Origin of the sequence: Bacillus sp. B.PNR1, from assembly GCF_030386235.1 — a bacterium.
Classification (GTDB): Bacteria; Bacillota; Bacilli; order Bacillales; family Bacillaceae; genus Bacillus; species Bacillus stercoris.
In genome coordinates this window covers 1,662,546-1,682,394 of record NZ_JANYMN010000001.1, presented here as the reverse complement: position 1 = coordinate 1,682,394, position 19,849 = coordinate 1,662,546, and the positions used below count along the sequence as shown (strand labels likewise).

General features: G+C 45.8%; 22 protein-coding genes, 1 pseudogene and 1 riboswitch. Of the genes and pseudogenes, 17 read left to right on the top strand and 6 right to left on the bottom strand.

All coding sequences use genetic code 11. The annotated features are described in order from the left end of the window. Window positions 1–45: 45 nt before the first annotated feature. Genes NZD81_RS08660 through NZD81_RS08645 form a run of 4 tightly spaced genes read left to right on the top strand, consistent with a single transcriptional unit; the run spans window position 46 to window position 3,991 of the window. A complete protein-coding gene (locus tag NZD81_RS08660) occupies window positions 46–1,005 on the top strand; it encodes a S66 peptidase family protein (protein ID WP_282374245.1) in 960 nt (319 codons plus the stop codon). Further along, window positions 1,002–2,102: an L-Ala-D/L-Glu epimerase gene (gene ykfB, locus NZD81_RS08655; RefSeq protein ID WP_147771809.1), complete on the top strand. Its 1,101-nt coding sequence runs from the start codon at window positions 1,002–1,004 to the stop codon at window positions 2,100–2,102. The genes NZD81_RS08660 and ykfB overlap by 4 nt, the downstream gene beginning before the upstream one ends. Further along, a complete protein-coding gene (gene eepC, locus NZD81_RS08650) occupies window positions 2,099–2,989 on the top strand; it encodes a gamma-D-glutamyl-L-lysine dipeptidyl-peptidase (protein WP_282374246.1) in 891 nt (296 codons plus the stop codon). Before ykfB ends, eepC begins: the two co-directional genes overlap by 4 nt. A gap of 12 nt (window positions 2,990–3,001) precedes the next feature. Next, window positions 3,002–3,991, top strand: a complete 990-nt coding sequence (locus tag NZD81_RS08645) for an ABC transporter ATP-binding protein (protein ID WP_136654606.1) — start codon at window positions 3,002–3,004, stop codon at window positions 3,989–3,991. 35 nt (window positions 3,992–4,026) lie between these two features. Here NZD81_RS08645 and pgl read toward each other — a convergent pair whose 3' ends face one another. Together pgl and NZD81_RS08635 are read right to left on the bottom strand one after the other, a co-directional pair. Continuing rightward, on the bottom strand, window positions 4,027–5,076 hold the full coding sequence (gene pgl, locus NZD81_RS08640; protein ID WP_282374247.1) for a 6-phosphogluconolactonase: 1,050 nt from the start codon (window positions 5,074–5,076) through the stop codon (window positions 4,027–4,029). 89 nt (window positions 5,077–5,165) lie between these two features. After that, window positions 5,166–6,026 carry a dimethylarginine dimethylaminohydrolase family protein gene (locus NZD81_RS08635; protein ID WP_069838906.1) on the bottom strand — a complete coding sequence of 287 codons (861 nt, stop codon included), beginning with the start codon at window positions 6,024–6,026 and terminating at the stop codon, window positions 5,166–5,168. Between the two features lie 159 nt (window positions 6,027–6,185). Between NZD81_RS08635 and NZD81_RS08630 the strand changes: the two genes are divergently transcribed. Then, on the top strand, window positions 6,186–6,704 hold the full coding sequence (locus tag NZD81_RS08630; protein WP_003232595.1) for an acyl-CoA thioesterase: 519 nt from the start codon (window positions 6,186–6,188) through the stop codon (window positions 6,702–6,704). 226 nt (window positions 6,705–6,930) lie between these two features. Then, window positions 6,931–8,142 carry an NO-inducible flavohemoprotein gene (gene hmpA, locus NZD81_RS08625; RefSeq protein ID WP_345774690.1) on the top strand — a complete coding sequence of 404 codons (1,212 nt, stop codon included), beginning with the start codon at window positions 6,931–6,933 and terminating at the stop codon, window positions 8,140–8,142. Window positions 8,143–8,216: 74 nt separating this feature from the next. Here the strand turns inward: hmpA and NZD81_RS08620 are convergent. After that, window positions 8,217–8,438, bottom strand: a pseudogene (locus NZD81_RS08620) (hypothetical protein). A 108-nt stretch (window positions 8,439–8,546) separates the two neighbouring features. Between NZD81_RS08620 and NZD81_RS08615 the strand changes: the two are divergent. The 9 genes from NZD81_RS08615 (at window position 8,547) to NZD81_RS08575 (ending at window position 15,512) form a co-directional block, all read left to right on the top strand. Next, window positions 8,547–9,278: a DUF421 domain-containing protein gene (locus NZD81_RS08615; protein ID WP_040083340.1), complete on the top strand. Its 732-nt coding sequence runs from the start codon at window positions 8,547–8,549 to the stop codon at window positions 9,276–9,278. Between the two features lie 91 nt (window positions 9,279–9,369). Then, window positions 9,370–9,897: a DinB family protein gene (locus tag NZD81_RS08610; RefSeq protein ID WP_282374249.1), complete on the top strand. Its 528-nt coding sequence runs from the start codon at window positions 9,370–9,372 to the stop codon at window positions 9,895–9,897. After that, window positions 9,887–10,402, top strand: coding sequence for a GNAT family N-acetyltransferase (locus tag NZD81_RS08605; protein ID WP_040083338.1), 516 nt, complete (start codon window positions 9,887–9,889; stop codon window positions 10,400–10,402). Before NZD81_RS08610 ends, NZD81_RS08605 begins: the two co-directional genes overlap by 11 nt. 32 nt (window positions 10,403–10,434) lie before the next feature. Further along, window positions 10,435–10,546: riboswitch (guanidine-I (ykkC/yxkD leader) on the top strand. A 76-nt stretch (window positions 10,547–10,622) separates the two neighbouring features. Next, window positions 10,623–10,961, top strand: a complete 339-nt coding sequence (gene ykkC, locus NZD81_RS08600) for a multidrug efflux SMR transporter subunit YkkC (protein WP_014663694.1) — start codon at window positions 10,623–10,625, stop codon at window positions 10,959–10,961. Continuing rightward, complete coding sequence (gene ykkD / locus NZD81_RS08595; RefSeq protein ID WP_014476583.1) at window positions 10,961–11,278, top strand: multidrug efflux SMR transporter subunit YkkD; 318 nt, start codon at window positions 10,961–10,963, stop codon at window positions 11,276–11,278. Before ykkC ends, ykkD begins: the two co-directional genes overlap by 1 nt. A gap of 70 nt (window positions 11,279–11,348) precedes the next feature. Next, window positions 11,349–12,251, top strand: a complete 903-nt coding sequence (purU, locus tag NZD81_RS08590; RefSeq protein ID WP_014663695.1) for a formyltetrahydrofolate deformylase — start codon at window positions 11,349–11,351, stop codon at window positions 12,249–12,251. Window positions 12,252–12,601: 350 nt separating this feature from the next. Then, window positions 12,602–13,699, top strand: a complete 1,098-nt coding sequence (proB, locus tag NZD81_RS08585; RefSeq protein ID WP_014663696.1) for a glutamate 5-kinase — start codon at window positions 12,602–12,604, stop codon at window positions 13,697–13,699. A gap of 11 nt (window positions 13,700–13,710) precedes the next feature. Continuing rightward, a complete protein-coding gene (gene proA, locus NZD81_RS08580; protein ID WP_282374250.1) occupies window positions 13,711–14,958 on the top strand; it encodes a glutamate-5-semialdehyde dehydrogenase in 1,248 nt (415 codons plus the stop codon). 128 nt (window positions 14,959–15,086) lie between these two features. Next, window positions 15,087–15,512 (top strand): organic hydroperoxide resistance protein, encoded by a 426-nt coding sequence (locus NZD81_RS08575; protein WP_014663698.1) that lies wholly within the window; start codon window positions 15,087–15,089, stop codon window positions 15,510–15,512. A 40-nt stretch (window positions 15,513–15,552) separates the two neighbouring features. Here the strand turns inward: NZD81_RS08575 and ohrR are convergent, their stop codons facing one another. Then, window positions 15,553–15,987: an organic hydroperoxide resistance transcriptional regulator OhrR gene (ohrR, locus tag NZD81_RS08570; protein WP_014663699.1), complete on the bottom strand. Its 435-nt coding sequence runs from the start codon at window positions 15,985–15,987 to the stop codon at window positions 15,553–15,555. 142 nt (window positions 15,988–16,129) lie between these two features. Between ohrR and ohrB the strand changes: the two genes are divergently transcribed. Beyond that, window positions 16,130–16,540 carry an organic hydroperoxide resistance protein OhrB gene (gene ohrB / locus NZD81_RS08565; protein WP_014663700.1) on the top strand — a complete coding sequence of 137 codons (411 nt, stop codon included), beginning with the start codon at window positions 16,130–16,132 and terminating at the stop codon, window positions 16,538–16,540. 150 nt (window positions 16,541–16,690) lie between these two features. Then, entirely contained in the window at window positions 16,691–16,858 is a 168-nt protein-coding gene (locus NZD81_RS08560) for a hypothetical protein (RefSeq protein WP_282374251.1), read from the top strand. 5 nt (window positions 16,859–16,863) lie between these two features. On the opposite strand, the gene guaD is transcribed toward NZD81_RS08560, so the two are convergent. Both guaD and metE read right to left on the bottom strand, forming a co-directional pair. After that, window positions 16,864–17,334, bottom strand: a complete 471-nt coding sequence (guaD, locus tag NZD81_RS08555; protein WP_103748855.1) for a guanine deaminase — start codon at window positions 17,332–17,334, stop codon at window positions 16,864–16,866. A gap of 173 nt (window positions 17,335–17,507) precedes the next feature. Next, entirely contained in the window at window positions 17,508–19,796 is a 2,289-nt protein-coding gene (gene metE, locus NZD81_RS08550) for a 5-methyltetrahydropteroyltriglutamate--homocysteine S-methyltransferase (RefSeq protein ID WP_282374252.1), read from the bottom strand. Between the last annotated feature and the right edge of the window lie 53 nt (window positions 19,797–19,849).

Sequence of the window (19,849 nt, the reverse complement as noted above, 5' to 3'; positions counted from 1 at the left end):
GGTATTTTTTCTCTTTCTTGCACGTATACGTAGGGTGCAGAGAAAATGAAAGGAGTGTTTCCGTTGAATCACAAGCCGAAAGCGCTGAAAAAGGGTGATACAGTCGGAGTGATCGCGCCCGCAAGCCCGCCGGATCCTAAAAAACTTGACACCGCGCTTTTATTTTTAGAAGAGCTCGGTCTTCAGGTGAAGCTGGGCAAGGCACTGAAAAACCAGCACGGTTATTTAGCGGGACAGGATGATGAGCGGCTGGCGGATCTCCATGAGATGTTCAGAGACGAGGAGGTAAAAGCAGTGTTGTGCGCATGCGGGGGTTTTGGGACAGGACGTATCGCCGCGGGCATTGATTTCAGCTTGATCCGCAAACACCCTAAAATCTTTTGGGGGTACAGCGATATTACGTTTTTACATACTGCCATTCATCAAAACACAGGTCTTGTCACTTTCCATGGCCCGATGCTCAGCACGGATATTGGCCTTGACGACGTTCACCCGCTGACAAAAGCGTCATATAAGCAGCTCTTCCAGGAGACGGAATTCACCTATACAGAAGAGCTTTCTCCGCTGACCGCGCTTGTTCCTGGAAAAGCGGAAGGCGAGCTTGTCGGGGGAAATCTGTCTTTGCTGACGTCTACACTGGGCACGCCATTTGAAATTGATACGAGAGGAAAGCTTCTGTTTATTGAAGATATTGACGAGGAGCCTTATCAAATCGACCGAATGCTGAATCAGTTGAAAATGGCGGGGAAGCTGACGGACGCGGCGGGAATTCTAGTTTGTGATTTTCACAATTGTGTCCCGGTGAAGCGAGAGAAGTCTCTCTCACTTGAGCAGGTGCTGGAAGACTATATTATTTCTGCGGGCAGGCCTGCTCTGAGAGGATTTAAAATCGGCCACTGCTCGCCAAGTATTGCCGTTCCGATCGGTGCGAAAGCTGCTATGAATACAGCAGAAAAAACAGTCGTAATAGAGGCAGGCGTTTCAGAAGGGGCGCTGAAGACATGAAAATCATTCGAATCGAAACAAGCCGAATCGCCGTTCCGCTGACAAAGCCATTTAAAACCGCGCTTCGCACTGTGTATACGGCTGAATCAGTCATTGTCAGGATCACTTATGACAGCGGCGCAATCGGATGGGGGGAAGCGCCGCCGACGGTCGTGATTACAGGTGACAGCATGGATAGCATTGAAAGTGCCATCCACCATGTGTTGAAGCCGGCATTGCTTGGAAAAAGCCTGTCGGGCTATGAGGCTATTCTGCACGACATCCAGCATCTTCTTACAGGAAATATGAGCGCGAAGGCTGCTGTGGAAATGGCGCTATACGACGGCTGGGCGCAGATGTGCGGACTGCCGCTTTATCAAATGCTTGGCGGATACCGGGATGCGCTTGAAACAGATTATACCGTCAGTGTCAACTCACCTGAAGAGATGGCCGCGGATGCCGAGAATTATTTCAAACAAGGCTTTCAAACGCTGAAAATAAAGGTCGGAAAAGATGATATCGCAACAGATATCGCCCGCATCCAGGAAATCAGAAAACGTGTCGGATCAGCTGTGAAACTGCGTTTAGACGCTAATCAGGGGTGGACGCCGAAGGAGGCTGTAACTGCGATTCGGAAAATGGAGGATGCGGGCCTTGGCATTGAGCTTGTCGAGCAGCCTGTTCATAAAGATGATCTCACAGGGCTTAAAAGGGTGACAGATGCGACAGATACGCCGATTATGGCTGATGAAAGTGTTTTTACACCGCGGCAGGCATTCGAAATTCTGCAAACCCGAAGCGCAGACTTGATCAATATTAAATTGATGAAAGCGGGCGGCATCAGCGGAGCAGAGAAAATCAATGCCATAGCGGAGGCCTGCGGGGTGGAGTGCATGGTCGGCAGCATGATCGAAACAAAGCTGGGCATTACGGCCGCGGCTCATTTTGCGGCAAGCAAAAGAAACATCACACGCTTTGATTTTGACGCGCCGCTGATGCTGAAAACAGATGTCATCAAAGGCGGTATAACATACAGCGGCAGCACGATTTCGATGCCTGGCAGACCGGGTCTCGGAATCACCGGGGCTGCGCTTTTGAAAGGGGAAACAGAGCAATGATGCACACCGTCATATCAGCAGTGGCCAACATCTGGACAGCGCCTGATTCACCGCGTCTGTCTGATCAATTCATGCTTCAACCGACTGTAAGGATCAGAGACTGGCTGGAGCGCATGACGTATGATGAACGGCTTGGATTATGTACAGACAATGTAATCCAAACTCAAGTTCTCTTTGGCGAAAAGGTACTTGTGACAGCAGAACAGGGGGAATGGGTTTCTGTGATCGTGCCTAGCCAGCCATCCCGAAAGGATCCGCGCGGATACCCGGGCTGGATGAAAAAGAACCAGCTGGAAAAATCTGCGCCCATCCATTCACAACACGATGTGATGATCAGCAAACCTGCTGCCTTTTTGTACAAAAGCAATGGAGAAAAGGAGATCGAATTGAGCTTTTTGACAGTTCTCCCCCTCATTACAGAAGAAAACGGATATTTTAAGGTTTCGACCGTTTTTGGGGAAAGGTTTGTGAAGCAAAGTAATGCAGTGCCTGTCAGCGAACAGAAAGGGACTGCTGAAGACATCATTCAAACGGGGGCGTTTTTTCTTGGCCTTCCCTACCTGTGGGGAGGGATCAGCGGGTTTGGGTTTGATTGCTCCGGGTTTATGTACAGTATATTTAAGGCCAATGGATACCGCATCCCCCGTGATGCGGGAGATCAGGCTAAGGGGGGGAAGGATGTCCCGCTTGATGATATGAAGGCTGGTGACCTGCTGTTTTTTGCTTATGAGGAAGGAAAAGGAGCGATTCATCACGTCGGTCTCTCTGTTGGCGGCGGGAAAATGCTTCATTCTCCAAAGACGGGAAAATCAATCGAAATCCTTACATTAAAAGAAACAATCTATGAAAAAGAACTTTGTGCGGTGCGCCGCTGTTTTTCAGAATAAGGAGGGAGACAAATGACGCCACTGCCTTTGTTAGAGGTCAGCAAGCTAAAAATGCATTTTGACGCAGGGAAAAAGCGGACAGTCAAAGCCGTCGACGGGGTTACCTTTCAGATTCGTGAAGGAGAAACGTTCGGGCTAGTCGGGGAATCAGGGTGCGGTAAATCAACCTTGGGGAGAGTGCTGATGCGCCTCTATCAGCCAACAGAAGGAAGTGTGGTATACCGCGGCACAAATCTTCATGCACTAAGTGAAAAAGAGCAGTTTGCCTTCAACCGCAAACTGCAGATGATTTTTCAGGACCCCTATGCTTCATTGAACCCGCGCATGACCGTTCGAGAAATTATTTTGGAGCCGATGGAGATTCACAATCTCTACAATACCCATAAAGCGCGGCTTCTCGTCGTGGACGAGCTCCTTGAGGCAGTTGGGCTTCACTCCGATTTTGGCAGCCGTTATCCGCATGAATTCAGCGGCGGGCAAAGACAGAGAATCGGGATTGCGAGAGCACTGTCGCTGAATCCTGAATTTATCGTGGCGGACGAACCGATTTCTGCTCTTGATGTCTCGGTTCAAGCGCAGGTGGTCAATCTGCTGAAGCGGCTTCAAAAAGAAAAAGGGCTCACATTTTTATTTATTGCCCACGATCTTTCGATGGTGAAGCATATCAGTGACAGGATCGGTGTCATGTACTTAGGGCACATGATGGAAATTACAGAGAGCGGCACTTTGTATCGTGAACCGCTACATCCCTATACAAAGGCGCTTTTATCCTCGATTCCGATTCCGGATCCCGAATTGGAGGACAAGCGTGAGCGTATTCTCTTGAAAGGGGAGCTGCCGAGCCCAGTCAATCCGCCGAGCGGCTGCGTGTTTCGGACCCGTTGCCCGGAGGCGATGCCTGAATGCGGGGAATCCCGTCCCCAGCTTCAAGAAATCGAACCCGGCCGCTTTGTCGCTTGCCATTTGTATCGAACTGCTGAGACGAGAGAAAAGGTGAGATAGACAAAAAAGACTGGCTCCTGAGCCAGTCTTTGCTTTTATGCTTGATGTAAAAATTTCACACAAACCGGGTAAGGGACAGAAACAGTTGACGGAAGCAGTGTCAATCTGCCGGTTTCTTTGTCTCTTTCAAACAGGACAAGGCTGCCTGTTTCTTCATTTGAGGCAACGAGGAACCCTTCCGTTGGGTCAAATACAAAGTCACGAGGCCAGTTTCCTTCTGTCGAGATTCTTTCTATGAAAGCCAGCTCTCCTGAATATTGATTCACTTCAAATACGGCGATACTGTCATGGCCGCGGTTTGCGACGTAAACAAAGCGCCCGTCCTGTGTGACATGAATTGCACTTCCCTGGCTGTTATCCGTAAAATCATCAGGGATGGCAGAAACGACCTGGATTTCTCTAAATTCACCGGCTGTCGGATTGTATTCAAGCGCAATCACTTCATTGCTTAATTCTGTCATGACATAAGCGTATTTTTCTTTCGGATGAAAAGCGATATGGCGAGGTCCTGTACCGGGAGCGAAGGAATGGCTTCCGGATTCAGCCAATACGCCGTCTTTCAGCTTATAGGTGTACAGCTTATCTGTACCTAAATCAACCGCTACGACATAATTGTGTTCAGGTGTGAACCCTGCGTAGTGTGTATGCGGTTTTTCTTGTCTTTCGTGCGGCCCTTTTCCTGTGTGAGCGGCTTCAGAAGCAGGTGATTGCAAGCTGCCGTCTTCCTGAACCGGAAACGCGTGTATCTTCCCGCTGTGATAATTGGCAGTCAGTACGAATTGATTTTGATCATCAACACTTACGTGGCATGGAGAAGGGCCATCAATTAACTGATGATTCAGAAATGTCAACTCGCCGCTGTTTTTATTGATTTGATAGGCAGCAACTCCGCCTTGGCCGTCTGCTTTTTCGATGGAATAAAGGATGGTGTTGTTTTTATTCGACGTCACATATGTCGGGTTGCCCAGCTTAGCGGCAAGCTTTGGCTCGCTGAGTGCTTTTTTCTCAGTATCAAGCTCAAATGAATAAATTCCTTCGCTTCCGCCTTTTGTATATGTTCCGACATATCCTATGTATTTTGTCATGCGATTTCCCCCTTGAAAATGATGTCACCTCTATATTAACGTATCTTGATAAAATAAGCTGTTCAAAACATGAAAAAGGGGAAGATTCTTCATTCGCCGCGAATCAGCGGCAGTGTACAGCACCTGAAGGAGCCGCCTGATTTGATGATTTCTGACAGGTCAATTTCGATAATGTGATAGCCTCTTTTTGATAGCTCTTGATTGACATGTTGGTTGCCAGGGAGGCTGATGATCGTTTTTCTCCCGATTGAAAGGACGTTGGTGCCAAGCGTAAATTGTTCGTCCTCGGGCACTTCAATAAGGTCATAACGTTTTGCCAGCATATCAGCTGCCTCTGGCTCAAGTGCTTGAGGATAAATTAACGCTTCGCTTTCAGATACAATGTTAAAAACACAGTCCAAATGCAAAAATTTTTCATGCAGCTTTACTGGAATGATCGTGTACTCAGGAAGTGCCTCTTCAAGCTGGCCGATGGCTGAAATGTCGGTGCGCTGGCTGATTCCGACATATACGGTGTCACCATCGATAATGACATCCCCGCCTTCAATGCTTGTATCAAGCATACGGGTGTAAGAGATACCTTGGCTGTGAAAAAAATCTTTTATAACGGCTTCTTCTCCTTGGCGAATCGGTTCAGTCATGCTCGACAGAAAGGCTTTTTCTCCGATGACAAACCCTATATCCCTAGTAAAAACCTGTTCTGGGAGTCCGTCGCGAACGGGCAACAGGATGACCTCAACGTTGTGTGACCTGAGTGCCTCCACTAAGCGGCTATGCTGATCGTTGGCGGTTTTCACATGAATATTGTCATCTTCAAAATGTTTTTGTGTTTCGTTTATGACATCTTTTATGGTCATGTGCTCAGGTCTGCATAAAACCACTTTCTGAAGTGTGCCGTATTCCGTTCGGCATACCGTTTTGTGCTGAGATTTCGGGATGGATACGTCCATTTGTTTTTCCTCCTAAAGTGTGAAGAATACATTTATTATTCCCTCATCATGAAAATCATTAAACCATTTTAAATTTTAGACAAATGGAAGAGAATATTGTTTAATAGGAGAATATAAGTGCATTTAGCTAAAAGATCAGACATCAAAGGGGAGAAAGGTATGGAAACACCGGAAACAAGATTTTGTAAAGAGTCAAAGGTTGTAAAAACCAGCAGGGTGTTCCCGCTTGATACGAACAACCATAATACGCTGTTTGGCGGAAAATTAATGAGCTACATCGATGACATTGCCTCAATTTCTGCGGCGCGCCATTGCAGACGTGAAACCGTAACAGCTTCAATGGATTCTGTAGATTTTTTAAAACCGATCGGGCAAAAGGATTCTGTCTGCCTAGAGTCGTATGTGACATGGGTCGGCACATCTTCCATGGAAGTATTTGTGAAAGTTATTAAGGAGCATTTGATGACTGGCGAACGGGAACTCGCTGCCACATCCTTTTTGACATTTGTCGCATTAGATTCAAATGGCAAGCCGGTGCCTGTACCGAGAGTTGTACCGGAAACAGAAGAAGAAATCATGCTGCATAATACAGCTGTACAGCGCGCTAATGAACGAAAGAACCGCAAGAAACACAGCCAGGCGCTTGCAAATGCGCTTGGAACTGATAAGCCTTGGTGAACGTTAAACCCAAAACATAAGTTGTTTTGGGTTTTTTTGTACTTTTCAATGGTGATTATTACAATGGTTAGTCCGTTTTTGCTAGGGGATTCTATAAAAAAGCAACAAATGTCATGTTAAATTGATAATTTTGTGACAACTTTATTAAAGATTCATTTTAGATATATCTTTTATTCGTAAGATCATGTATTTTAAAGATATATTATAAATACATCTTTTCGAAAGGATTGTTTATACAATGTTAGATAACAAAACAATCGAAATTATTAAAAGCACTGTACCCGTATTGCAACAGCATGGAGAAACAATCACTGGCCGTTTTTACGATCGGATGTTTCAAGACCATCCAGAGCTTTTGAACATTTTTAACCAAACAAACCAAAAGAAAAAAACACAGCGAACTGCATTGGCAAATGCCGTTATTGCAGCTGCGGCAAATATTGATCAGTTAGGAAATATTATTCCGGTTGTCAAACAAATCGGCCACAAGCACCGCAGTATTGGAATTAAGCCTGAACACTACCCGATCGTCGGTAAATATTTGCTGATTGCCATTAAAGATGTATTGGGAGATGCTGCAACCCCTGACATTATGCAGGCATGGGAGAAAGCGTACGGAGTAATTGCTGACGTGTTCATCGGAATTGAAAAAGAAATGTATGAACAGGCGGAAGAGCAAGCCGGCGGCTGGAAAGAGTATAAGCCGTTCGTCATTGCGAAAAAAGAGCGGGAAAGCAAAGAAATTACATCCTTCTATTTGAAATCAGAAGACGGCAAGCCGTTACCTGAATTCCAAGCGGGGCAGTACATCAGCCTAAAAGTTCGGATTCCTGATTCTGAATATACGCATATCCGCCAATACAGCCTGTCTGATATGCCGGGAAAAGACTATTATCGAATTTCAGTAAAAAAAGATGGTGTCGTGTCTTCCTATCTACATGATGGGCTTCAGGAGGGAGATTCAATAGAGATCAGCGCACCGGCAGGGGACTTTGTTTTAGATCCTGCATCACAGAAAGATCTCGTTTTGATCAGTGCCGGAGTTGGCATTACACCAATGATCAGCATGTTGAAAACATCTGTTTCCAAACAGCCTGAACGGCAAATTCTGTTCATTCATGCGGCGAAAAACAGTGAATATCACGCTTTGCGCCATGAGGTAGAAGAAGCCGCAAAACATTCTGCTGTTAAAACTGCATTTGTGTATCGCGAGCCGACAGAGGAAGACCGTGCAGGTGATCTTCAATTTCATGAAGGGCAGATTGATCAGCAATTCCTCAAAGAACTGATTGCCAACACAGATGCGGATTACTATATTTGCGGTTCACCGTCGTTTATTACGGGAATGCATAAGTTTGTATCAGAGCTCGGATCAGCGCCGGAGTCTATCCATTGCGAGCTATTCGGCCCGCAATTAAGTTTGGCACAGTCCGTTTAAACACAAACATGAAACTCTTCTCCTTTCAGAGAAGAGTTTTTTATTGAGAGAGAAGAAGGCGGACAAGCGCCGGTTTACATCCGGACAATCACTGACCCGCCGCCGTTTGTGCATACACGGTTTTGCTGTTCTTGCATTGTTCTCAGCCTTCATTGTTTACCTCAATCGCTCTGCTGCTCCATCCTTAACTCTAAACCGACCAGCCTGTCAAGTGTTTGCTGTTGCTGATAGCTCGCGGGCTGGGGAGCCGATGGCAGATCGCAGGGCCAATGGGAATTCGTCTTCTGATATTTCATATTGCGCCTCCAATCGGTGTCACTTTCTATTGGACAAAAGGCATGCATAGAGGGTCTGCCACTGGGCACAATAGGCTCAATATGATCAGCGGATGGAGGTAAAGATCGGTGTTATGGATGGTATGGGTATTTTTACTGAAGCCAGTTATCGTATTTTCGATTGCATATATTTTGTTTCGGCTTGCCGGTAAAAAAGCTGTGTCACAAATGAACAATTTTGATCTGCTTTTGACCTTCGCAATCGGAACCATCATCAGTGAGCCGATCCTAACATCCAAGCTGCCGATGTCAATTTATTATGCGGGCGCTTTTTTGGTGCTTTATCTAATAATGAGCAAGCTCTCATTATCTAATAAATGGCGATGGCTCCTGGTCGTGAGCCCAACTGTCTTAATCCGAAACGGGGATATTGATGAACGCGGCCTCCGTAAAGAAAGGCTGACTGTTAATGAACTGCTCGGAAAGCTGAGGGAAAAGGGGTATGCTGATCCGGCTGACATTGATCTTGCCATCATTGAAGAAACGGGAGAAGTAAGCGTCATCCCAAAAGAGGAAGCGAGAGCGGTGCAGGTGCGGGATTTGAATATGAAAGCTGAACGGAATTTTATCCCGATTCCGCTCATACTGGACGGCGAAATCCTTGATCATAATTTGAAATATCTCCAAAAAAACCGATCCTGGCTGTTTGAGAAGCTTGAGGAAAAAGGGTACAGCCCGAAACTGCTGTCTTCAATCACCCTTGGCACGATGAATGCGCGCGGCGATATATCACTTGATTTAAATACCTCTAATGAACCGCAGCATGATCCTTATTTATATAAACCGGGAAATAACAATTAAGATGGCTCTCTATTGCAATGAGAGCTTTTTTCTTTTTTAAAGGGAATTTTTGTTTGGTGTCAAATGTACCTAGTTAGGAGGGGAGCTGAACATGAATGACTTATTCATAAGAAACGATATGGCACCAACGGTCAGTCTGCTATATTCCGCAGTGGAAGAAAACAGTCTCCGTCTGGCTTCTATCGTAAGCCACATGACGCACAGTGAACTTTACTATAAGGGGCGCTGCCAAACAAAAAACAGCACGGCTCAGCTTTTGCACCATATCGCAAATGTTGATATCAGATGGGTCTGGCGGATCAAGGGGAATCGGATACCGAATCATATTGAACAGGCATACGGCCCGATGACAGATCAAAACGGACAGCTGCCTGAACCGAAGAATCAACCCGGATTAGATGAACTCCTGAAAAGACATCAGCATGTGGTAAACGAGCTGAAATCGGTATGTTACACCTTAACTGAAAATGATTTGCATCAGCCTCTTTCTTATGATGGTGACACCGCGACCATACGGTGGGGCATTTGGCATATGTCAGATCATAGCCGCTATCATCAAGCACATATTGAAGCCCTCAAAAAAGAATGGAAGCAGGATGTGGCGAAATATGAGCGCTAAAACGAAGCTTGTAACCGATCGAATTCGTTTGCGCTGTATGGAAGATCGGGATCAGGCTTATTTGTTTGAACTTTTTAACGATCCTGACGTCATGAAATATTACTCCGGTTTAAAAGATAAGAGGCAAACCCGCGAGTGGATCAATTGGAACAAACGAAATGAAAAAGGGTACGGCGTCAGTCTGTGGGTCGCCGAAGATAAGCGGACAGGGGATTTTTTGGGACAATGCGGCATCGTACCACAGCAGATCGAAAATCAAACAGTAATGGAAATTGGCTATATGTTTGCCCGCCGCCACTGGGGGAACGGCTATGCACAAGAAGCGGCTCGGGCCTGTCTGGACTATGGCTTTAACGAGCGGCAGTTCGGCAAAATGGCGGCTTTGATTGATCCGGGTAACAAAGCGTCCATACGGGTAGCGGAGAAAATCGGCATGCATTACAGCAAAACGATCAGAAAATGGAATAAACCGATCGCTGTTTATGAAAGAAAATCTTACAATTGAAAGATAGAGCTGAGTTTAGTATCATGATATCATGTAAAGTTTTCTAGGGTTCCGCATGTCAATGGACATGGACTGGTCCGAGAGAAAACACATACGCGTAAATAGAAGCGCGTATGCACACGGAGGGAAAAAAGCCCGGGAGAGTCAATCTCATGTGAGACGACTGTCCGGGGTTTTTTTGTTTTCGGAGAATCTTAATAGATAGAAAGGAATGACTCAAATGAAATGGGGATTGGTCGTGCTTGCCGCTGTTTTCGAGGTTGTTTGGGTGATAGGCTTAAAGCACGCTGACTCAGCCTTAACATGGAGCGGCACTGCCATCGGCATCATATTCAGCTTTTATCTTCTAATAAAAGCAACTCACAGTCTGCCTGTCGGTACTGTATACGCCGTCTTTACCGGACTCGGCACAGCGGGAACGGTACTTAGTGAAATTATTCTGTTTCATGAACCAATTGGATGGCCGAAGCTATTGTTAATTGGCGTGCTCTTAATCGGTGTCATCGGATTGAAGCTTGTGACACAGGATGAGACAGAGGAAAAAGGAGGAGGGGCATAATGCTGCACTGGATCAGTTTACTGTGCGCGGGCTGTTTAGAAATGGCCGGCGTGGCCCTTATGAATCAATATGCGAAGGAAAAAAGCGTGAAATGGGTGCTGTTGATCATTGTTGGTTTTGCCGCTTCATTTTCCTTGCTGTCGTACGCAATGGAAACCATTCCGATGGGAACGGCTTACGCGGTCTGGACAGGGATTGGCACCGCCGGCGGGGCGCTTGTCGGCATCCTCTTTTACAAGGAGCAAAAAGACGCCAAACGGATCTTCTTTATCGCGTTGATTTTATGCTCAGCGGTTGGTTTAAAAATTTTGTCATAAATTGATTTTTATCAAATCTTCAGTATAATGGATAAATAGTTTAGACTTACAAAGATAAGAGGGATTATTCATGAAATCATATATGACTCAGCGGATGGACGATTACCGTGACGGAAATGAGGATAAAGGGCGCCTTTTGGTCAGCTGTCCCGATCAGCCGGGGATCGTCTCCGCGGTTTCCGCGTTTTTATTTGAACACGGCGCTAATATTATAGAATCAAATCAATATACGACAGACCCTGAAGGCGGGCGGTTCTTTCTGAGAATCGAATTTGACTGTGCGGGTATTCGTGAGAAAAAAGAATCCCTTCAAGCGGCGTTTGCCTCTGTTGCGGAAAAATTCGACATGACTTGGAGTTTAACATTGGCAAGCGAGCTGAAGCGCGTCGCCATCTTTGTTTCAAAGGAGCTTCACTGCCTGCATGAGCTGATTTGGGAATGGCAAACCGGCAACCTTATGGCTGAGATCGCTGTTGTCATCAGTAACCATGAGGAAGCGAGAGAGCTGGTTGAGCGCCTGAACATTCCATTCCACTATATGAAAGCGAACAAAGACATCAGAGCGGAAGTCGAAAAAAAGCAGCTTGAACTGCTGGAGCAGTACGATATTGATGTGATTGTGCTCGCACGCTATATGCAGATTCTAACTCCTGATTTTGTTTCGGCTCATCCGAATCGCATCATCAATATTCACCATTCATTCCTGCCTGCTTTTATCGGTGCGAATCCGTACAAACGGGCCTACGAGCGCGGCGTGAAACTGATCGGTGCGACATCTCACTATGTGACAAACGATCTTGATGAAGGGCCGATCATTGAACAGGATATTGAGCGAGTAGACCACCGCGATAATGCGGAAGCGTTGAAAAACATTGGAAGAACAATTGAGCGCAGCGTGCTTGCCCGTGCTGTGAAATGGCATTTGGAAGACCGCGTCATCGTTCATGAAAATAAAACAATCGTCTTTAACTAGACCGCAAAATGCCCGCGCAATGCGGGCTATTTTTGATCACAAAAAACCTTGACAAGTGTCTCTTTTCTTTGCATAATATAAAAAAATCATTGAGCGTTGAAGAGGATTAGTAAGCAGACCTTTCTGTGACAGAGAGCAAAATGACCCGCTGAAACATTTTGCCGCATGAAACCTGCCGAACCTGCCTTGGAGTCTTAGGGGGAAAACCTAGGCGCATAACCTGGCGTTACAGGAGAGCGGAGCGTGCACAAGCGCGTTCAATCAAGGTGGTACCACGGAAACCCATTTCGTCCTTATGAATCAGGATGAAATGGGTTTTTTTATTGTAGAAGAGCCGCGGAGGAGAATAAATGAAAAAACAAAGAATAGTAGTGAAAATAGGAAGCAGTTCGCTCACGAATAGCAAAGGGAGCATTGATGAGGCAAAAATCAGAGAGCATGTTCAGGCCATTTCCGTGTTGAAAAAAGCGGGGCATGAAATGATCCTGATTACCTCGGGAGCCGTAGCGGCGGGGTTTTCAAGCCTCGGTTATCCGTCCCGTCCCGTTACCATCAAAGGAAAACAGGCGGCAGCCGCGGTCGGACAAACACTGTTAATGCAGCAATATATGAATCAATTTAAACAATACTCATTGACTCCGGGACAAATCCTTTTAACGAGAAATGATTTTTCGAAAAGAGAACGGTATCGAAACGCGTATGCTACGATAATGGAATTATTAGAACGGGGCGTCATTCCGATTATCAACGAGAACGATTCTACATCTGTTGAAGAATTGACTTTCGGAGATAATGATATGCTTTCTGCATTAGTCAGCGGATTGATTCACGCAGACCAGCTTATGATTCTCACCGACATCAACGGACTGTATGATGCCAATCCGAATGAAAATCCTGAGGCGAAACGATTTGATTATTTGCCGGAGATCACACCTGAAATGCTTGGATATGCAGGTTCAGCCGGATCAAAGGTCGGCACCGGCGGAATGAAATCAAAGCTGTTAGCCGCACAAACCGCGCTGTCTCTGGGAGTGAAAGTGTTCATTGGAACAGGCAGCGGGGCGCAAAAACTTGCGGACATTTTAGACGGGAGGGGAGACGGCACTTATATCGGAGACAAAGAACTGTCTTCGGTTAACAACACGAGGCAGTGGATTCAGTTCCACTCTCCGATATCTGGAGAAATCATCATTGATGCGGGTGCCGAAGAGGCGATGATCCATAACGGAAGCAGTCTGCTGCCCGCTGGCGTTGTGGGCGTTAACGGAAGTTTTCCGAAAGGGGCGGTTGTGGAAGTCAGGGGACCGGGCGGCGTGATCGGCAAAGGCCAAACTCATTACTCCTCCGAGGAGATTATGGAGGCTAAAGGCAAACGAAGTGACGAACTTGATTTTGAGAAAACGTTTGAGGTTATTCATAGGAATGACTGGGTCAATGTAAAAGACTAGGAGGCGGAAAAATGAGTGAAGTTTCTGTAAAAGCGAAGCAGGCGAAAGAAGCAGCAGCCGAAATGATCATGAAAACAACAGTCGAGAAGGATGAGGCGCTCAGTCTCATTGCAAACGGACTCCGTAAAGAACTGGATTTTCTCTTGGCGGAGAATGCAAAAGACATTGAGAACGGAAAAGAGAATGGTTTAACACCGGACATCATTGACCGTCTCACGCTGGATGAGAAACGTATACGCGATATCGCGGACGCGGTGGAGCTCTTAATCGACTTAGCGGACCCGGTCGGCGACTCTCTTGAAACGATTGAAAAAGAAAACGGCCTGTTTATTGAAAAAATCCGTGTGCCGCTTGGTGTCGTAGGAATGATTTATGAGGCGAGGCCAAACGTCACAGTTGATGCGGCTACCCTTTGCCTGAAGACAGGGAACGCGGTTGTTCTGCGGGGGAGCTCCTCAGCCATCCACAGCAACAAAGCGCTTGTCAGTGTCATTCACAGAGCACTTGAGCAATCAGCGCTTCCGATTCACGCTGTGCAGCTGATTGAGGATACGAGCAGAGAGACAGCAAAAGAGCTCTTTACGTTAAATGATGGCTTAGACGTATTGATTCCGCGCGGAGGCAAGAAACTGATTGATCTCGTTGTAAGAGAATCAACAGTTCCTGTATTAGAAACGGGAGCTGGAAACTGCCATATATTCATCGACGAAACGGCTAAACCGCAAATGGCAGAAAAGGTTGTCGTAAATGCCAAAACGCAGCGGCCTTCCGTATGCAACGCGATTGAATCATTGCTGATTCACAAGGCATGGGCAAGACAGCACGGGAAAGAATTGCTGGCCCAGCTGGAAAACGCGGGAGTTGAAATTCACGGTGATGAACTTGTATGTGAACTTCACCCTTCAAGCAAACAAGCATCAAAAGAAGATTGGGAAACTGAATTTTTAGCGCCTGTCCTCAGCGTAAAGACGGTTGAGAACGTCCAAGAAGCTGTGAAGCATATCCAACAATACGGCACCAATCATTCTGAAGCGATATTAACTGAAAATGACAAAAACGCGGCTTATTTTCAAACGGCTGTCGATGCTGCCGCTGTCTATCATAACGCGTCAACCCGTTTTACTGATGGCTTTGAATTCGGCTATGGAGCCGAAATTGGCATCAGCACGCAAAAGCTTCATGCAAGAGGGCCAATGGGGCTTCCTGCACTGACTTCTACTAAATACATCATTAAAGGAACTGGGCAAATCCGCGAATAGCGGGGAAATATTTGATACAGAAGCTTATCTCGTTACGGGATAAGCTTTTTTTATGCGGCAAAAAATTGACATTACAAAATAGGTTGTGTACAATTTAATTGTACAAAAGATATTAGGGGGATAAAAAAATGAGTCAGCCATTATTTACAGCAACTGTTTCAGCGGTAGGAGGAAGAGAAGGAAAGGTCATTTCATCAGACCGCGTTCTTGAGCTTGATGTCGCAATGCCGGGAACACCAAGAGCAAAGAAATTAGAAAAAGCGACAAATCCAGAGCAGCTCTTTGCAGCGGGTTATGCAGCTTGCTTTGACAGTGCATTGCAGCTTGTCGCAAGAACAGAACGGGTAAAAGTAGAGACAGAGGTTACAGCGAATGTCAGCCTGTTAAAGGATGAAGCGGACCAGGGCTATAAGCTGGGTGTGACGCTGCAAGTAAAAGGAGAAGGAGTCAGTGCATCAGAATTGGAGGCGCTTGTGAAAAAAGCGCACGGCGTCTGCCCGTATTCAAAAGCAACCTCCGGAAATATTGAAGTGACGCTTGAAGTTGTTGAATAAATAAAAAGAGGATGCCCCGCACAGGGCATCCTCAATTTTTTTAATGAAGTGTTTCCAACAATGTATATAGAGCGGACTTTAACTGTTTTAGATCCTCTCCAGATAGCTTTGAGAGCCCTAGAATCGTCTCTGGAATGTCAACCGCTTTTTCTTTTAATAACGCTCCGTCCTCTGTCAGGCTGACCAACACGGATCGCTCATCCTCTTCAGATCTTTTTCTCGTAATCAAACCCTGTTGTTCCATTCGTTTAAGCATTGGAGTAAGTGTCCCTGAATCTAAATACAGCAGCTCGCCCATTTTTTTGACAGTAAGCGTTTCATGTTCCCATAACAAAAGCAAAGCCAAATATTGAGGGTATGTTACATTCAGCTTATCAAGCAGCGGCTTGTATTGCTTTGTCATTTCCCGCGAACTCGCATATAGCAAAAAACAAAGCTGATTCTCCAATTTCATATGATCAAATTTATTTTCCATTTTGTTCACCAACTCTTTTTGTCATTCGATTCTATTGTATCTGAAAAACTTCACTTTTCCTATTCTCGGCAAACATAGCATGTTTAAAAAGATCAGAAAGGGAAATATAACAACTAGATATAAATAAGGAGGCTGAATACAAATGGCATTATTTACAGCAAAAGTAACCGCGCGAGGCGGACGGGCAGGACATATTAAGTCAGATGACGGTGTTCTTGATTTTGATATTGTGATGCCAAACGCGAAAAAAGAAGGACAAACCGGCACCAATCCGGAACAGCTCTTTGCGGCAGGGTATGCTGCATGCTTCGGCGGCGCGCTCGAACATGTGGCCAAAGAGCAAAATATCGAAATTGATTCGGAGATTGAAGGGCAGGTCAGCCTCATGAAGGATGAGAGCGACGGCGGCTTTAAAATCGGTGTCACACTTGTTGTGAACACGAAAGATTTAGACCGGGAAAAGGCACAAGAGCTTGTCAACGCCGCTCATGAATTCTGCCCTTACTCCAAGGCAACCAGAGGAAATGTTGATGTGAAACTAGAATTAAAATAATAACCGGCATCCTGAGACTCTCAGGATGTTTTTTGTGTGGAAGCAAACAGAGTGGGCGTGATTTTTCTCGAGGTCTGAAACATGTCTTATAAATGGATTCAGACTTATGCATGATGAATTGATGCGGAACGGGATAGGGGTGGGGCACAGATGATTGATAAAATGTCAGAGAAGCGATCACAGCGTTTGAAGCCTGAAAAGTTACAGGTGAAGCGGGCGGCTGGTGCGATGTCTGCCGTGCTGAATTGCGCGTATTTGACTGCTGTTTTGGGGCAGGCTACTTGGCGAAATAACAAGAATCAGGCCGTGCATGCCTGATCCTTTTAATATTCTTTCTTGTTGGCAAGATCTCGCCATGCTTGAAACGGGGCTAAATGCTCTGTCAGAGTCACTTGATAAAAGGGAATTGTTCTTTCTTCAGCGGGTTTATCAAATTCTTCATAAATGAATGAATCATCAAACCCGGCTTCGGCAGCGTCTGTATGCTCCGCTGCATAGAAAACGGCTTTCGGCCGGGCCCAGTAGATGGCGCCCAAGCACATTGGGCATGGTTCACAGCTCGTATACAAAATGCAGTCATCAAGCTGGTATGCCCCTAACACCTTACAGGCGTTCCGAATAGCTGTAACTTCCGCGTGGGCAGTCGGATCATTGTTTGTTGTGACGTTGTTCTGGCCCTCTGCAATAATGGCTCCGTCTTTCACGATAACAGCTCCAAAAGGCCCGCCGATACCTGCATTCACCCCTTCACATGCGAGAGTGACAGCCCGTTTTAAAAACGTTTCATGATTCATCCCAATCCCTCCTGTCAATAGAGTGTTATTAGTATAGCCGAAAAGAATGCAAAGAACATTCTTAAATAAGTGCAAAATAAACAAAGTATTTGGGGGATTTGCTAAAATGAGAAACCGATTGTGGCTGTATTATAGAAAAAACCACCTGCTAAATGCAGATGGTTTTTGAAAAATTATACTAGCTGTGTCTGCTGTGCTCTCGCCTGTTTTGCGGCTTCAACCATGTTTTTCAATGCGGCAACCGTTTCTTCCTGCTGTCTTGTTTTCAATCCGCAGTCCGGATTTACCCAGAAGCGGTCAGTCGGACAGACGGCAAGCGCCTCAACAATAATGTTGTACATTTCTTCAGTTGACGGCACACGAGGGCTGTGAATGTCATATACACCAAGGCCAAGCCCTTTCAAATACGGGTGGTCTTTTAAGTAATCTAAAAATCCTCCGTGGCTTCTGCTATGTTCGATTGTAATCACATCGGCATCAAGATCATTGATCGTATCAACGATATCTTCGAAGTTGCTGTAGCACATATGTGTATGAATCTGCGTCTCGTTTTTCACGGAAGAAGTGGTTAATCTGAATGCTTCTGCCGCCCAAGTCAAATACTCATCCCAATCGCGGGTTTTCAATGGAAGGCCTTCACGCAGCGCTGGTTCATCGACCTGAATGATTTGGATGCCTGCGTCTTCAAGCGCTTTAACTTCTTTGCGAAGCGCAAGCCCGATTTGGAAGGCGATTTCTTTTCTCGAAATGTCGTTTCGAGGGAAAGACCAGTTTAAGATTGTAACAGGTCCCGTCAGCATTCCTTTCACATGCTTGGAAGTCAATGACTGTGCATAGACTGTGTCTTTCACTGTCATCGGTTCAATAAATTCAACATCTCCGTAAATGACTGGCGGGCGGACACAGCGTGATCCGTATGATTGAACCCAGGCGTATTTAGTGAAGGCGAAACCGGCCAGCTTTTCACCGAAGTATTCGACCATGTCTGTCCGTTCAAATTCGCCGTGAACAAGGACATCAAGCTCCAATTCTTCTTGAATATCAATCCATCTTTTTGTTTCCGCATTGATAAAGTTTTGATACTGTTCATCGGACCACTCAGCTTTCCGCCATTTTTGGCGCGCGCTCCGCACTTCAGCAGACTGCGGGAAGCTGCCGATCGTTGTCGTCGGCAAAAGCGGAAGGCCGAGAGATTCATTTTGCAGGGCTAAACGTTCTTCAAACGGAATAGGACGCTTGAAGTCTTTATCGGTTAATTGCTCAAGCTCTTTCTTTTGTTCAGAATTGGCGCCTGTTGCAAACTGTTTAAGCGCCTGGATATCAGCCTTAGCCTGCTGAATCTCTTCGCTGATCGCCGCTTTTCCTGATACTAATCCCTCTTTCAAAGCTGTCAGCTCGGCCAGCTTTTCTTTTGCGTAGGATAATCCGTTCAATAGATCTGTTTCCAAGTGCTCATCGGGGTGTTTCGCTACTGGAACATGCAGCAGGCTGCTTGAAGGCTGAATCCACAGTTCATCAACTTTTGCAACGCTGAGAATATCAAGAACGGCATCGAGACGCTCTTCAAGATCTGCTTTCCAAATATTGCGTCCGTCGATAACGCCGGCTGCCAGCACTTTGTCTGTCGGAAAGCCATGTGTTTTAAGCTGTTCCAGGTTTCTCCCTTTATCGTGAACGAAATCAAGGCCAATTCCCTGAACTGGGTAAGAGATCAGCTCTTCATAAGCATCGACAGAATCAAAATACGTCTGCAAAAGCACATTCAAGGATGAAAGATCACTTGTAATGCTTTCAAATAATTCTTTTGCGCCGCGGACATCTTCGCTAGAAGCGGTAACGAGCGCCGGCTCATCAATTTGAACCCATTTTACGCCTTCTTCTTCAAGTTCTTTCAAAAGCTGTACATATAATGGCACAAGACGTTTTTGGATCGCTTTTGCTTCAGACGGTTCATAGCCTTTAGCAAGCGTAACAAATGTATAAGGGCCGACAATCACAGGCTTTGTTTCAACACCGTATGCCTCTTTGATACGGCGATAATCTTCGAGCTGTTTATTTCTTGTCAGACGGAATTCAATGCTCTCGTCATATTCCGGAACGATGTAATGGTAATTTGTATTAAACCATTTTGTCATTTCACTGGATACAGCGTCTTTGATTCCGCGGGCGATAGCGAAGTATGTATCGGTAGCGTCAGTCAAATGCCTGAACCGTTTCGGAATCCAGTTGAAGCTGACGGCTGTGTCGAGTACATGATCATACTGTGTGAAATCAGAAACAGGCACAACATCAATCTGCTGGTCAATTTGTGTTTTTACTGCGGATAAAAATAGTTCGTCAATTTGCTTCAAAAACGTATCTTTATCAGTACTGCCTTTCCAATACGCTTCAAGTGCTTTTTTCCATTCTCGGTTTAGTCCGATTCTGGGAAATCCTAAATTCGATGTTTTGATGGTTGTCATTGTTTCTCCTCCTTTATATGTAAAACACTCTCGTTAACCCGCGGATACAGGCT

Bases quoted from the DNA above. Each gene is read 5' to 3' on its own strand.
- proB (WP_014663696.1), top strand. From the start codon at position 12,602: ATGAAAAAACAAAGAATAGTAGTGAAAATAGGAAGCAGTTCGCTCACG.
- pgl (WP_282374247.1), bottom strand. From the start codon at position 5,076: ATGACAAAATACATAGGATATGTCGGAACATATACAAAAGGCGGAAGC.
- guaD (WP_103748855.1), bottom strand. From the start codon at position 17,334: ATGAATCATGAAACGTTTTTAAAACGGGCTGTCACTCTCGCATGTGAA.
- purU (WP_014663695.1), top strand. From the start codon at position 11,349: ATGAAATCATATATGACTCAGCGGATGGACGATTACCGTGACGGAAAT.
- metE (WP_282374252.1), bottom strand. From the start codon at position 19,796: ATGACAACCATCAAAACATCGAATTTAGGATTTCCCAGAATCGGACTA.
- eepC (WP_282374246.1), top strand. From the start codon at position 2,099: ATGATGCACACCGTCATATCAGCAGTGGCCAACATCTGGACAGCGCCT.
- NZD81_RS08605 (WP_040083338.1), top strand. From the start codon at position 9,887: ATGAGCGCTAAAACGAAGCTTGTAACCGATCGAATTCGTTTGCGCTGT.
- NZD81_RS08630 (WP_003232595.1), top strand. From the start codon at position 6,186: ATGGAAACACCGGAAACAAGATTTTGTAAAGAGTCAAAGGTTGTAAAA.
- ykfB (WP_147771809.1), top strand. From the start codon at position 1,002: ATGAAAATCATTCGAATCGAAACAAGCCGAATCGCCGTTCCGCTGACA.
- NZD81_RS08560 (WP_282374251.1), top strand. From the start codon at position 16,691: ATGATTGATAAAATGTCAGAGAAGCGATCACAGCGTTTGAAGCCTGAA.
- ykkC (WP_014663694.1), top strand. From the start codon at position 10,623: ATGAAATGGGGATTGGTCGTGCTTGCCGCTGTTTTCGAGGTTGTTTGG.
- ohrR (WP_014663699.1), bottom strand. From the start codon at position 15,987: ATGGAAAATAAATTTGATCATATGAAATTGGAGAATCAGCTTTGTTTT.
- NZD81_RS08660 (WP_282374245.1), top strand. From the start codon at position 46: ATGAAAGGAGTGTTTCCGTTGAATCACAAGCCGAAAGCGCTGAAAAAG.
- ohrB (WP_014663700.1), top strand. From the start codon at position 16,130: ATGGCATTATTTACAGCAAAAGTAACCGCGCGAGGCGGACGGGCAGGA.
- NZD81_RS08635 (WP_069838906.1), bottom strand. From the start codon at position 6,026: ATGGACGTATCCATCCCGAAATCTCAGCACAAAACGGTATGCCGAACG.
- NZD81_RS08575 (WP_014663698.1), top strand. From the start codon at position 15,087: ATGAGTCAGCCATTATTTACAGCAACTGTTTCAGCGGTAGGAGGAAGA.
- ykkD (WP_014476583.1), top strand. From the start codon at position 10,961: ATGCTGCACTGGATCAGTTTACTGTGCGCGGGCTGTTTAGAAATGGCC.
- NZD81_RS08610 (WP_282374249.1), top strand. From the start codon at position 9,370: ATGAATGACTTATTCATAAGAAACGATATGGCACCAACGGTCAGTCTG.
- proA (WP_282374250.1), top strand. From the start codon at position 13,711: ATGAGTGAAGTTTCTGTAAAAGCGAAGCAGGCGAAAGAAGCAGCAGCC.
- NZD81_RS08645 (WP_136654606.1), top strand. From the start codon at position 3,002: ATGACGCCACTGCCTTTGTTAGAGGTCAGCAAGCTAAAAATGCATTTT.